Source organism: uncultured Gemella sp. (genome assembly GCF_963515875.1).
In the GTDB taxonomy this organism is placed as follows: Bacteria; Bacillota; Bacilli; order Staphylococcales; family Gemellaceae; genus Gemella.
In genome coordinates this window covers 37,228-50,061 of sequence record NZ_CAUPZX010000002.1, presented here as the reverse complement: position 1 = coordinate 50,061, position 12,834 = coordinate 37,228, and the positions used below count along the sequence as shown (strand labels likewise).

The window sequence follows — 12,834 nt, the reverse complement described above, 5'->3', positions numbered from 1 at the left end:
AATCTAATTTAAGGAGGATTATATGTTAGAAAAAATAGAAAATATATTCAAAAAAGAAAAAGTATTGAGTATTGAGGATTTAAAAGAAAGGTTAAACATTGAATCGGCAAAGGATTTTGTGGAACTTGTAAAAAATGTTGGTAAATTAGAGAGAAAACTAGCGATAACGCAACTTCCCAATGAAATGTTTCTCTACGTTAAAGAATCATTAGAAATAGAAGGAGTAATTAGATTACATCAGAAAGGTTTTGCATTTGTTTATTCTGCTGATTTAGGTATAGAAGTGTATATACCTAAAGGATTTACACAAAGTGCAATGACTGGAGATGTAGTATTAGTAAAAGTTGATAGTGTTTATAAGGATGATCGTAATCTTGAAGGTGTAGTTCAAAAAGTTTTAGAAAGAAATACTAAGTATACAGTCGGTACACTAACTAATGCTAAATTTTTCTCTTTTGTAAAAAGTGATGATAAAAATATAGTAAAATACATTAAAATAACAAATGCAAAAAGTTTTAATTTAATTGATGGAACTAAGGTATTAGTAGAAATTACAGATTATTCAAAAGTTAGCTTTGAAGATCATAAAGGAATAATTATCAAATCTATAGGACATAAAGATGATCCTGGTGTTGATATTCTTTCAGTAATATATAAACACGGTATTCCACATGAATTTCCTGAAGATGTAGAAGAACAAACTAAGAATATAAGTGAAGAGATTAAGCTTGAAGATAAATATAGGGATTGTACTAATGAAATGGTGGTTACAATAGATGGAGATGATGCTAAAGACTTAGATGATGCTATTTCTGTTGTGAAAACTAAAAAAGGATATAGACTAAAGGTCTTTATAGCCGATGTAAGTAGGTATGTTACTGAAGATAGCCCGCTAGATAAAGAAGCAGTTAATAGAGGATGTAGTGTTTATCTTGCAGATAGAGTTGTTCCAATGTTACCAAGGAAGTTGTCTAATAATATTTGTTCTTTAAATCCTCACGTATTGCGATACACAATTTGTTGTGATATTGATTTTAGTAGTAAAGGTAATCCAGAAAGTTATGATATATATCCAGCAGTAATCAAATCTAAAGGGCGTCTAACTTATAAAAAAGTTAATGAGGTCTATGCAGAAAATAATGAAGTAATTGAAGAATATAAAGATTACATTCCGATGTTGAAGACAGCATTAGAATTGTCAACCAAAATTCGTGCTAATAGAGAAACAAGAGGTGCTATAGATTTTGATAAACCTGAATCTAAAGTGGTTGTAGATGAACAAGGTGAAGTTGTTGATATTGTACTGCGTGAAAGAGGTATATCTGAAAGACTGATTGAGGATTTCATGTTAAGTGCTAATGAGGTAATTGGAGAGCATTTTTATTGGATGCAAGTACCATTTATTTACCGTATCCATGAAGAGCCTAAACTAGAAAAACTTAGACAATTTTTTGATATTGCTGCAAGTCTTGGTTATAGAACAAAAGGTAAAATTGAGGAAATAGAACCTTATATTCTAGCTAATATGCTTAGAAAATTTAAGGGAGAGGTTGTAGAAACTATGCTTTCAACGATTCTTCTTAGAACTATGAATCAGGCAAGATATTCAGTAAATAACATAGGACACTTTGCACTTGCTACTAAGTATTATACACACTTTACTTCACCGATTAGACGTTATCCTGACTTATTGGTACATCGAATGATTAGAACATATTTATTTAATGGTGACGTGTCAGATGAAACTATTGATAATTTTATTACTAGATTACCGGATTTAGCAGAAAGTTCTTCTGAATACGAAAAGAGAGCTGTTGACTGTGAAAGAGAAGTTGATAGAATGAAGAAATGTGAATATATGCTTAAATATCAAGAAAAAACTTTTAGGGGGATTATATCAAGCGTTACTAATTTTGGAGTATTTGTAACTCTAGAGCGAAGTAATATCGAGGGATTAGTTCATATTAAAGCAATGAATGATGATTACTATACATATGATCAAAAAAATATGATATTAGTAGGACGAAGAAAGAAAAAAATATACAGACTTGGTGATGAAGTAATTGTTAAAGTAGAAAATGTTGATTTAGAAAATCAAGAAATAGATTTTAAAATATTAAAACACAAATCATTAATTAGTAAAAAATAGAGGACGAGATTATGGATAAAGAAATAAAAGTAATAGCTCAAAATAAAAAAGCTAATCATGATTATTTTATAGAAGAAACATATGAAGCAGGATTAGTTTTAACTGGTACAGAAATTAAATCGATTAGAAGAGGAAGAATAAATTTAAAAGATTCATATTGCCAAACAAGATTAGGGGAAATGTTTGTCTATAATATGCACATTTCACATTTTGAAGAAGGAAATAGATTTAATCATGAACCATTAAGAGTAAGAAAATTATTATTAAAGAAAAAACAAATTGCCTCACTGAGTAGTATTCAAAATGAAATTGGAATGAGTATTGTTCCGTTGAAACTTTATATTAAAAATGGTTATGCAAAGCTATTAATAGGTGTTGCAAAAGGTAAGAAAAACTATGATAAACGTCATGTATTAAAGCAAAAAGAAGCTAATAAGGAAATTAACAGAGTACTTAAAGATAAACAAAAATATTAAAAAACAATTTATTATTTCATAATATCTAGAAAAACACACATCATAAAAAATCTTATATGATGTGTATTTTTTATTATTAATTTAAAATACGTATTAATACAATATTAATTTAAATAATAAATAGTAAATATAAAATTAGTTTTTAATAACTGTTATAAAAAAATGAGATATGTTTTTTCAAAAAAATATATCCTTTTTTCTTTGATATAAAGGGATTTTTTAAGAATGTTGTAAAAATAACTAAAAAAACGCTTTACATTTAAATGAAAGCGTGCTACAATATTTAATGTAAACAAGAAAATCATTAAATAAATACTATCAAATATTAACAAGTTCTCATAGTTGAACAGAGAAAAATAACACAGATAAAAAACTGTTATATATCTGAAATATGAGGTTAAGGATTCATTCATAGATTAAATAAAAACGATTTTTTTCAATATTTGATTACTAGTTAATATATAACTTTGTTGTTTATGATAATAGATTTTCAAAAATCAAACAAAATATATTTATACAAAGGAGAAGTGTATTTATGGAAAAATTCACTCAGTTATTACAGCCAGTGGCTGATAATTTATATGTTTCTGCACTTGTTGCATTAATCCCGATTGTGTTTTATTTAGTAGCACTTGCAGGTTTTAAAGTTAAAGGGTGGTTAACAGGTCTTTTGACTTTATTAGTAGCAATTGTAGTTGCATGCTTATTCTTTAAAATGCCATTCCAATTCGCAGCATTTTCAACGTTTCATGGTATGGTGTATGGTGTAATGCCAATTGGTTGGATTATCTTAACATCAGTATTCTTATATAAAATGACAGTTAAAACTGGTCACTTTGATATTATCAGAGATAGTATTACTTCTTTAACAGATGACCGTCGTATTCAAGCGTTAATCATTGCTTTCTCATTCGGAGCTTTCTTAGAAGGAGCAGCAGGATTTGGTGCACCAGTAGCTATCACAGCTTCATTATTAGTAGGATTAGGATTCAGACCACTTTATGCAGCTGGAGTTTGTTTAATCGCTAATACAGCGCCGGTAGCATTTGGAGCTGTAGGAGCACCGGTTACAGCAATGGACGGATTAACAACTTACGCTAATGGATCGCCTATTGCAGCAGTAGAAATCGCAGCAATGATTGGTCGTCAATTACCTCTAGTGTCTATCTTCATTCCTTTCTATCTAGTACTTATTATGGCTGGATTTAAGAAAACATTGGAAGTATGGCCTGCGTTGTTAGTTTCAGGTGGATCATTTGCACTGGCACAATTCGTAAGTTCTAACTATATGGGAGAACAATTACCTGACATTCTTTCATCATTAGTATCATTAGTATCAATGGTTATTTTACTTCAATTCTGGAAACCTAAAACAACTTGGAGATTTGCTGATGAAAAAGAAGTTGATGAAAATACAGTACAACCAAAACACAGCTTAAATGAAGTGTTAGTAGCTTGGTCACCATTCGTTGTATTAACATTTGTAATTTTCATTTGGACAATGAAATCTTCTAAAGCGTTCTTCAAAACTATCGCTTTAAATCCGAAGGTACCAATTATTCACAATAATATTATCAGTTCAGTATCTGGTAAAGAAATCGCAGCAGTATTCAAATTAGATTTAGTAGGTTCAATTGGTACAGCAATTTTAGTTGCAGCATTAATTTCTAAATTTATTATTAAAATTAGTTGGAAAGATACAGCAGCAACGTTTGTTCAGACATTTATGGAAGTAAAAATTGCATTATTAACTATTTCATTCGTAGTAGGATTTGCATATGTTATGAATGCATCTGGTATGTCTAATACTTTAGGATATGCTTTAGCAGCAACAGGAGCAGCGTTTAAAGTTTTATCACCAGCTCTTGGATGGATTGGAGTATTCATCACTGGTTCTGACACATCAGCTAACTTACTATTTGCTAAATTGCAACAAGTTACAGCAAGTAAAGTTGGAATGGATCCACTATTAGCAGTAGCAGCTAACGCATCTGGAGGGGTAGTAGGTAAAATGATTTCTCCACAATCTATCGCAGTAGCAGCTGCAGCGGTTGGATTAGTAGGAAGAGAACCAGAATTACTTAAATTCACTGTAAAACATAGTTTCATCCTATTGATTATCGTGTGTGGTATCATCGCACTTCAATCTACAGGAGTACTTGGATGGATGATTCCAGTACACCCATAATAAGAAAAATATTAAAAGGAGATCGAGTTATACTCGGTCTTCTTTTTCTTCGTGTAAGGCCTCAAGAAGAAAAATATTTAAATTAAGCTATTTTGACAGTATATTTGTTTACAATATAGAAAAATAATGGTATTATTGATAAGTTAGATTTAATATTATATGAATTGAAAATTATATACATTTTATAAAGTAAGAACAAGGAGAAAAAAATGTCAGTACAATTAAGAGATGATGTTAGAAATATTGCTATTATAGCTCACGTTGACCACGGTAAAACTACACTGGTTGATGAATTATTAAAACAATCAGGAATTTTCCGTTCAAACGAGCACGTAGAAGAAAGAGCCATGGACTCTAACGACTTAGAAAGAGAACGTGGGATAACTATCTTAGCAAAAAATACAGCAATCGACTATAAAGGTAAAAGAATTAACATTTTAGATACACCAGGTCACGCAGACTTTGGTGGAGAAGTAGAACGTATCATGAAAATGGTAGATGGTGTTCTTTTAGTAGTAGACGCTTATGAAGGAACAATGCCTCAAACACGTTTCGTTCTAAAAAAAGCTTTAGAGCAAAACTTAAAACCAATTGTTGTTGTTAACAAAATTGATAAAGACTCTGCAAGACCAGAAGAAGTAGTAGATGAAGTTATCGATTTATTTATCGAATTAGGTGCAAATGATGAACAACTTGAATTCCCAGTTGTTTATGCTTCAGCTATTAATGGAACAGCTTCATTAGAGAGTGATCCAAGTGCTCAAGAAGAAAACATGCAATGTTTATATGAAACAGTAATTGATTATGTTCCAGCACCAAAAGATAATAGAGATGAACCACTTCAATTCCAAGTAGCATTATTAGACTATAATGACTATGTTGGGCGTATTGGTATTGGACGTGTGTTCCGTGGAAGTATGAAAGTGGGAGAATCAGTATCTCTTATGAAACTTGACGGAACAGTGAAGAACTTCCGTGTAACTAAGATTTTTGGTTATTTTGGATTAAAACGTGAAGAAATTCAAGAAGCTTTTGCTGGTGATATCGTTGCAGTAAGTGGTATGGATGATATTAACGTTGGGGAAACTGTATGTCCAACAGATCATCAAGAAGCATTACCAGTACTTCACATTGATGAGCCAACACTTCAAATGACTTTCTTAGTAAATAACTCACCATTTGCAGGTAAAGAAGGTAAATTTGTTACGGCTCGTAAATTAGAAGATAGATTAATGCAACAATTAGAAACTGACGTTTCTTTACGTGTTGAACCTAATACAAGTGATTCTTGGGTTGTTAGTGGACGTGGAGAACTACATTTATCCATTCTTATCGAAAACTTACGTCGTGAAGGATTTGAGCTTCAAGTATCTAAACCAGAAGTAATTATCCGTAACATTGACGGAGTTGACTGTGAACCAGTTGAACGTGTTCAAGTTGATGTACCAGATGAAAGTGTCGGTGCAGTAATTGAATCATTAGGTCAACGAAAAGGTGATATGGTCGATATGCAAGCCGATGGAAATGGACAAACACGTCTTATCTTCAATGTACCAGCTCGTGGGCTTATTGGATATTCTACAGAATTCATGTCTATGACTAAAGGATATGGTATTATTAACCACACATTCGATTCATACCAACCAATGCAAAAAGGACGTGTTGGTGGGCGTCGTAATGGGGTACTAGTAGCATTAGAAAATGGTCAAGCTACAGCATATTCAATTTCAAGTTTAGAAGATCGTGGAACAGTATTTATTGAACCAGGTACTGATGTATATGGTGGTATGATTGTTGGAGAAAATAGCCGTGAGAATGACTTAACAGTAAACATTACTAAAGCAAAAGCTCAAACAAACGTACGTTCTTCTACTAAAGACCAAACAGTAACACTTAAAAAAGCTCGTATTATGACTTTAGAAGAAAGTCTTGAATACCTAAGTGATGATGAATACCTAGAGGTAACTCCAGAGTCAATTCGTCTACGTAAAAAAGAGTTAGATAAAGCAGCTCGTGAAAAAGCAGCTCGTAAAGCTAAATATTCAGAAGAATAAAATTTAAAGGAACTTTCGAGATAGGAAACTATTTCGAAAGTTTTTTTGTAAGATATGGTTAAATAAAAAATATCCAAGAGTATACGAATACTCTTGGACAAGATTAATTATTATTAATTTTTAATTTCTAAGTTACCGTCTTTTAAAGAGATGTTATCTCCTTCTTTAACTTTTTCGTACTGTTCTTTAGTAACAGATACGTATTTTGTTTCTCCATCTTTAGTCTTAATTTCTAACATATATACAGGAACTTTTGAGTCTTTTACATTATCTACTAATTCTTTTTGTTGATCGCTAGCATGGATATGATTATGTGAGGTTGCTGAATTAAATAATGTATACCATAGTAACATATTAGTAATGTTGCTACCTGAGAAGAATCCACTGCTTCTATAATTATTATTTATATAATCTGTATATTGTTTTTTATAGCCTTGATTATTGTAGCTATTATAATCTTTGTTATATGAACCACCTGAGTTTTTTGTAGTATTTGTAGTTGGTTTACTGCTTGATGTAGAAGCAGTAGGTTTTGAACTAGAGTTAGTGCTTGATGGCTTAGATGTACTAGGTTTAGAACTAGGTCTCGGAGCACTTGGTCTTGCTGCTGTTCCTTTAGCTTCAATTAGATTAACACTCGACGCACTAATTGTAGAGAAAATTAATGCAGAAGTAAGGAATACACTTGTAATTCTTTTTATAGTATTATTTTTCATCGTATTATCCTTTCACAAAATTAATTGTTTTCAGTACTACGTTTGGCAACGACAGTTCCCTCAATATTTTCTTGAGATCCTGCTTCATTTTTTACTGTATTTTCTATATTAGTTTTGTCATCTACTTTATTGTCATCAGTAGAATTGTTATTAAAGTAATAATATAGACCAAAACCAATAATTGTAATTGTTAGTAAAGTAATAAATGTTTTTAAAAATTTAGCCATACTAGAATCCTCCTAATACGTAACCTTTCATATCTAATGCACGTTTTAGTCTATCGTATTCAGAAGCTGGTACTTCCAGTTCATCACCATTTACTTGGGTAATCGTCGCATATTCAGCGTTTAGTTCTTTCCAAATATCCACGATATTATTTAAGTTAATTAATCCACGATTTCCATCGATTAGAGTAATTTCAAACCAATTCATAAAATTACCTCCTTTATTATTATAATTAAATTATATCATAGTTTTTAAGAAAATAATAGTAAAGTAAAAATTGTTGAGTATTTTAAAATGAATTTTAGAGAATAAGCTATGATACTTATAATTAAAATTAATGTATAATTTTAGAAAATTTGATATAATTAAATAAAGAATAATTTTTAGTGAGGACAGAATGATGAAAATATCTGTGATAGGTTCGGGAAGTTGGGGAACTGCTTTATCTCAAGCAGTAGTAGATAATGGTCATGAATTGCGCTTATATTCGCGAAGTGAAAAAACAAGGGATGAAATAAATGAAAATCATACAAATAGTAGGTATTTAAAAAATGCTGTTTTACCAGAAGAGGTCGTGGCAACGAGTAATTTAAAAGAAGCTGTCGAATTTGCAGATGCAATAGTTATAGCTGTTCCTACTAAAGTGATGAGGGATGTGGCAAGGGATATAAATAATTATTTAGATAGCCCTAAGTTTATTATCCATGTATCTAAAGGGTTAGAGATGGAAACTAATAAGAGAATGTCAGAAGTTATAGCTGATGAGATTGATGGGGATAAGTTAAAAGGTGTTGGTGTACTTAGTGGACCTTCTCATGCAGAGGAATTAATTTTAAGAAATCCTACGGTGGTTGCTATTGCATCTAAAAACGAAGAATTAAATAAAGTGGCTCAGGATATTTTCCACAATAGATACTTTAGAATTTATGTTAATAAAGACATAGTGGGTGTCGAAGTAGGTGGAGCTCTTAAAAATATAATTGCACTTGGTTGTGGTATGATTGATGGAATGTCTTATGGAGATAATGCAAAAGCGGCGTTATTGACACGTGGATTAATCGAAATAACACGATTAGGGAAGAAGCTAGGTGCTGATGAAATGACTTTTTTAGGTCTAGGTGGAATAGGTGATTTAGTAGTAACCTGTACATCTAAACATTCAAGAAACTATAATTGTGGTTATTTAATTGGTCAAGGCTATACTCTTGATGAAGCTATAGAAAAACTGGATATGGTAGCTGAAGGAGTAAGAACAACAAAAGTTTGCTATTTTTTATCAAAGGAATATGATGTTTATATGCCAATCACTGAGAATATATATAAAGTTTTATATGAAGGCTTAAGTATTAAAGATTGTGTTAACAATTTAATGAATAAAATGGCGGCTGAAGAATTAAACAAATTTGAATAAAATGAGTTTACGTATTATAAATTAAACTATAAAAATCAAAATTAATAATAAAAATATAGAAAAAATACTAAAAAACTTTAAAATTCGTTAATAAAACCTTGATTATTAGCGATTTATGTGGTAATATTTAATAAGTGAAACGGTAGAACCGTTACTCAATAATGGAGGTAAAGAATTAATGAACAAATCAGAATTAATTTCAAAAGTTGCTGAGAAATCAGGACTACAAAAAAAACAAGCAACTGCAGCTATCGAAGCATTCGTAGAAACAGTTGAAGAAACTTTAGCTAAAGGTGAAAAAATCCAAATTATTGGATTTGGTAACTTTGAAGTTAGAGAAAGAGCTGCTCGTAAAGGACGCAACCCTCAAACTAACGAAGTTATTGAAATCGCTGCAAGCAAAGTTCCTGCTTTCAAAGCTGGTAAAGCTCTTAAAGACGCAGTTAAATAATAACAATTTAATTCAAAAAAGAGGAGTTACTACTTAGTAGCTCTTTTTTTTATAAAAATGGAGGATAGTTTTGAAAAATAAAGAACAATCACAAGAACTTATAAAAACACTATTAGAAAATATCGGAGAAGACACTTCAAGAGCTGGATTACTAGATACACCTAAAAGATGTGTAAAAATGTATGAAGAGTTATTATCTAAAACAAATGTAGACCCGAAAGAGGAAATTAATACGTTTTTTGAATCAGATAATGACGAGCCCATTTTAGTAAAGGACATTCAGTTCTATTCTCTATGTGAACACCATATGTTACCGTTCTATGGAGTATGTCACATAGCATACGTTCCAAATAATAAGAAAATAACAGGGCTTAGTAAATTAGCTCGTCTTGTAGAAAGTGCTAGCCGTAGACTTCAAATTCAAGAAGATATGACACTTATGTTAGTGAATGCAATCGAAGAACAACTACAACCAAAAGGTGTGTATGTAATTATTGAAGCTGAGCACATGTGTATGGCCATGCGTGGAATTAAGAAAATTGGATCAAAAACAGTGACTAGTAAGAAAACTGGTATTTTCTTAGAAGATACAGAATTAGTTAAGGACATTCAATATAAAATTAAGTTATAGTATTAACAGGAGTAGATTATGAAAGAAAGTAGCTATATTATTATTAGAGCTGAAGTTGATAATGTAAGAGTAATTACGAAAAAGACGAATAATGAAGAAGCTCTAGAGATACTAAATAAGGGAGAAGTTATTATTCTAAATATTTTTGATAATATCGTAAACTTTAAAGTACAGGGAAGAGCGAGAATAGTATCAAATTTAGATCAAGTAATTTCAGAATAAAATTTAGAACCTACACAGGCTAAGAGTAGCTTGTGTAGGTTTTTTTAAAAAATATAGTGAAACTATTGTAAAGAGAAGAAATGTTATATATAATAGATTATGATAATACTGAAATACATTTTAAAAGGGGAACTATGGTACTTGAAAATAAACTAGGTATAACAGAAAGCTCTGTTTTAGCACGTGAAGAAGAACGTCTTAGTAAGAAAAAAGCTATTAAATTATTTACAGATGAGGTACTAAAAAATAAAGAAGTAGGTAAATTCTCTACCTTAGCCTTTATACATAAATGTTTATTTGAAGAAATTTATGATTTTGCAGGAAAAGTAAGAAATGTTAATATAGCAAAAGGGGATTTTCGTTTTGCGCCTGTTATGTTTTTAGATTCTTCTTTAAAACATATTGATGAAATGCCGCAAGGTACTTTTGAAGAGATAGTAGAAAAATATGTTGAAATGAATATAGCCCATCCTTTTCGTGAAGGTAATGGTCGCGCTACACGATTGTGGTTAGATCATATACTAAAGAATAAAATTCAAAAGGTAATTGATTGGAATAAGATTGATAAAGAGGATTATTTATTAGCAATGCAACGCAGTCCAATTAGAGATATAGAAATTAAACATGTATTAAGAGCTGCACTTATAAGTGAAATTAATGATAGGGAGATTTACATGAAGGGGCTTGATGCAAGTTATTATTATGAAGGATATATAGTTTATAATTCCAAAGATTTACTTTAAAATCCGAATAAAAAAGTTCGCAGAAATTTTTCTGCGAACTTTTTTCATTTTACTAGAATAGTAATTTATCTGCTCCACCTAGTTTGTAGTCTAGAGCTGCCATAGCAAGTACGTTAATGAAGTGCCATGGACGGTCAAATTCTGGTTGGAAGAATATATCAGCAAGAGCTAATTGTTCTAATGTCCACTCTGATGCGATAGCTATAGATAAAGCTGCGATAGCACTAGATACGTCATATTTAGACATTAATTGAGCTCCTAGAACTCTGTGCGTATCTTCATCGAAGTAGATTTTCATGTGAACCAGATTGTTTTCTTTTCTCATGAAGTCTGGGTAAATTCTTTCTTCTACATATTTAGAAGCTACTTTACCATCGTATAGGCAAACACCGTTTTGAGATAATCCAGTACTTACGAATTTGTAATCAAAGAATGATAATGCTGAAGTACCATTTACCGCAGGCATTTTAGTTTTAGTACCCATAGCGTTTAATGCAGCAACTACACCTTGACGACGAGCTAAAGTAGCAAGAGCTATTGGTAATTCTCCGCGAGTTGGAGCGTATGGAAGAAGAGTAGAGTCTCCACCAGCATATACATCTTTAGCAGATGTTTCTAAGTATTCGTTAGTAACAACAAAACCACGTTCTGTCATTTCTAATTCTTCACTTAACCAAGATGCGTCTGGACGAACACCTACAGAAACAATAACAGTATCTGCTTCGTACTCACCTTTATCTGTTACTACAGAAGTAACTTTTCCATTTTCACCTTTGAATGAAAGAACTTTTTCTCCACCACGAACTTTAAGGTTGTGTTTAGCCCCTTCTTCTGTAAGGATATCAGTAAGTTCTTGGTCTAAATATGTATTTAAAATTCTTGGTGCGAAGTCAACGATTGTTACACCTATACCGTGTTTTGCATAAGATTCTGCAACTTCAAGACCGATGTACCCACCACCAACTACAACAGCTTTTTTACTGTTTTTCATACAATCGTATACAGCTTGAGTATCTTCTGGCCCACGGAAAGTGTGGATATTTTCTAATTCAATTCCTTCGAATGGAGGTTTAACTGCAACTCCACCAGGACTTAATAATAATTTATCGTAAGATTGTTTTTCTTCACCAGCTGGTGTTTTAACAACAACATATTTTTCTTTTGAGTTTAATCCTACAACATCGCTGTTACAGTGAATGTTAATACCTTGTGAACGGTAAGATTCCTCTGTTGCAAAGTGTAGTTCAGATAACGCTTTAGATGTCCCATCTAAATAAGATTGGCTACCTCAACCCATAAATGATGCCCCAGCGCCTCTTTCGTATAAGTGAATTTCAGCGTTAGGTTCGTTTTTTAAAATAGTTTGAACAGCTTCGTAACCGAAGTGAGATGTTCCAATAACTACATATTTCATGTATTTTCCTCCTATGTCAATATTAAAATTATATTGTATAATTACTAATGTATGATTATACAAGTAGTATTGTAACATATAATGCTAAAATATAAAAATAATATGCTTATAAAAAATGATAAGAAAGCCTTTGTTATCGTTTTATTAGGAAAGA

General features: G+C 31.3%; 13 protein-coding genes. 9 read left to right on the top strand and 4 right to left on the bottom strand.

Annotated features, from left to right (window positions below):
• Nucleotides 1-22: 22 nt before the first annotated feature.
• The 4 genes from rnr to typA all read left to right on the top strand — a co-directional run bounded on the left by rnr (nt 23) and on the right by typA (nt 6,867).
• Complete coding sequence (gene rnr, locus RWL85_RS00915) at nt 23-2,149, top strand: ribonuclease R (RefSeq protein ID WP_314083925.1); 2,127 nt, start codon at nt 23-25, stop codon at nt 2,147-2,149.
• Nucleotides 2,150-2,160: 11 nt separating this feature from the next.
• A complete protein-coding gene (smpB, locus tag RWL85_RS00910) occupies nt 2,161-2,625 on the top strand; it encodes an SsrA-binding protein SmpB (protein WP_314083923.1) in 465 nt (154 codons plus the stop codon).
• Nucleotides 2,626-3,160: 535 nt separating this feature from the next.
• Nucleotides 3,161-4,813: an L-lactate permease gene (locus RWL85_RS00905; RefSeq protein WP_314083922.1), complete on the top strand. Its 1,653-nt coding sequence runs from the start codon at nt 3,161-3,163 to the stop codon at nt 4,811-4,813.
• A 209-nt stretch (nt 4,814-5,022) separates the two neighbouring features.
• On the top strand, nt 5,023-6,867 hold the full coding sequence (typA, locus tag RWL85_RS00900; RefSeq protein ID WP_314083920.1) for a translational GTPase TypA: 1,845 nt from the start codon (nt 5,023-5,025) through the stop codon (nt 6,865-6,867).
• A 113-nt stretch (nt 6,868-6,980) separates the two neighbouring features.
• On the opposite strand, the gene RWL85_RS00895 is transcribed toward typA, so the two are convergent.
• The 3 genes from RWL85_RS00895 to RWL85_RS00885 are packed head-to-tail and all read right to left on the bottom strand — an operon-like array spanning nt 6,981 to nt 8,015.
• A complete protein-coding gene (locus RWL85_RS00895) occupies nt 6,981-7,583 on the bottom strand; it encodes a hypothetical protein (RefSeq protein WP_314083918.1) in 603 nt (200 codons plus the stop codon).
• A gap of 20 nt (nt 7,584-7,603) precedes the next feature.
• Nucleotides 7,604-7,810, bottom strand: coding sequence for a hypothetical protein (locus RWL85_RS00890; protein ID WP_314083916.1), 207 nt, complete (start codon nt 7,808-7,810; stop codon nt 7,604-7,606).
• A 1-nt stretch (nt 7,811) separates the two neighbouring features.
• Nucleotides 7,812-8,015, bottom strand: coding sequence for a hypothetical protein (locus RWL85_RS00885; RefSeq protein ID WP_314083913.1), 204 nt, complete (start codon nt 8,013-8,015; stop codon nt 7,812-7,814).
• Between the two features lie 190 nt (nt 8,016-8,205).
• On the opposite strand from RWL85_RS00885, the gene RWL85_RS00880 reads away from it, so the two are divergent.
• The 5 genes from RWL85_RS00880 (at nt 8,206) to fic (ending at nt 11,266) form a co-directional block, all read left to right on the top strand.
• The gene (locus RWL85_RS00880) at nt 8,206-9,219 is read left to right on the top strand and encodes an NAD(P)H-dependent glycerol-3-phosphate dehydrogenase (RefSeq protein ID WP_314083912.1); all 1,014 of its coding nucleotides are present in this window, start codon (nt 8,206-8,208) and stop codon (nt 9,217-9,219) included.
• A 178-nt stretch (nt 9,220-9,397) separates the two neighbouring features.
• Entirely contained in the window at nt 9,398-9,670 is a 273-nt protein-coding gene (locus RWL85_RS00875) for an HU family DNA-binding protein (protein ID WP_003144688.1), read from the top strand.
• Nucleotides 9,671-9,740: 70 nt separating this feature from the next.
• A complete protein-coding gene (gene folE, locus RWL85_RS00870; protein ID WP_060914163.1) occupies nt 9,741-10,301 on the top strand; it encodes a GTP cyclohydrolase I FolE in 561 nt (186 codons plus the stop codon).
• Nucleotides 10,302-10,319: 18 nt separating this feature from the next.
• Complete coding sequence (gene mtrB / locus RWL85_RS00865; protein ID WP_314083906.1) at nt 10,320-10,523, top strand: trp RNA-binding attenuation protein MtrB; 204 nt, start codon at nt 10,320-10,322, stop codon at nt 10,521-10,523.
• A gap of 134 nt (nt 10,524-10,657) precedes the next feature.
• The gene (gene fic, locus RWL85_RS00860) at nt 10,658-11,266 is read left to right on the top strand and encodes a protein adenylyltransferase Fic (RefSeq protein WP_314083978.1); all 609 of its coding nucleotides are present in this window, start codon (nt 10,658-10,660) and stop codon (nt 11,264-11,266) included.
• A gap of 52 nt (nt 11,267-11,318) precedes the next feature.
• On the opposite strand, the gene RWL85_RS00855 is transcribed toward fic, so the two are convergent.
• The gene (locus tag RWL85_RS00855; RefSeq protein ID WP_314083904.1) at nt 11,319-12,680 is read right to left on the bottom strand and encodes an FAD-dependent oxidoreductase; all 1,362 of its coding nucleotides are present in this window, start codon (nt 12,678-12,680) and stop codon (nt 11,319-11,321) included.
• Nucleotides 12,681-12,834: the final 154 nt, after the last annotated feature.

Excerpts from the sequence above, each read along its gene's own strand:
- RWL85_RS00905 (WP_314083922.1), top strand. The coding sequence starts at position 3,161 with ATGGAAAAATTCACTCAGTTATTACAGCCAGTGGCTGATAATTTATAT.
- RWL85_RS00880 (WP_314083912.1), top strand. The coding sequence starts at position 8,206 with ATGATGAAAATATCTGTGATAGGTTCGGGAAGTTGGGGAACTGCTTTA.
- RWL85_RS00890 (WP_314083916.1), bottom strand. The coding sequence starts at position 7,810 with ATGGCTAAATTTTTAAAAACATTTATTACTTTACTAACAATTACAATT.
- RWL85_RS00885 (WP_314083913.1), bottom strand. The coding sequence starts at position 8,015 with ATGAATTGGTTTGAAATTACTCTAATCGATGGAAATCGTGGATTAATT.
- smpB (WP_314083923.1), top strand. The coding sequence starts at position 2,161 with ATGGATAAAGAAATAAAAGTAATAGCTCAAAATAAAAAAGCTAATCAT.
- RWL85_RS00875 (WP_003144688.1), top strand. The coding sequence starts at position 9,398 with ATGAACAAATCAGAATTAATTTCAAAAGTTGCTGAGAAATCAGGACTA.
- typA (WP_314083920.1), top strand. The coding sequence starts at position 5,023 with ATGTCAGTACAATTAAGAGATGATGTTAGAAATATTGCTATTATAGCT.
- mtrB (WP_314083906.1), top strand. The coding sequence starts at position 10,320 with ATGAAAGAAAGTAGCTATATTATTATTAGAGCTGAAGTTGATAATGTA.
- RWL85_RS00895 (WP_314083918.1), bottom strand. The coding sequence starts at position 7,583 with ATGAAAAATAATACTATAAAAAGAATTACAAGTGTATTCCTTACTTCT.
- rnr (WP_314083925.1), top strand. The coding sequence starts at position 23 with ATGTTAGAAAAAATAGAAAATATATTCAAAAAAGAAAAAGTATTGAGT.
- fic (WP_314083978.1), top strand. The coding sequence starts at position 10,658 with ATGGTACTTGAAAATAAACTAGGTATAACAGAAAGCTCTGTTTTAGCA.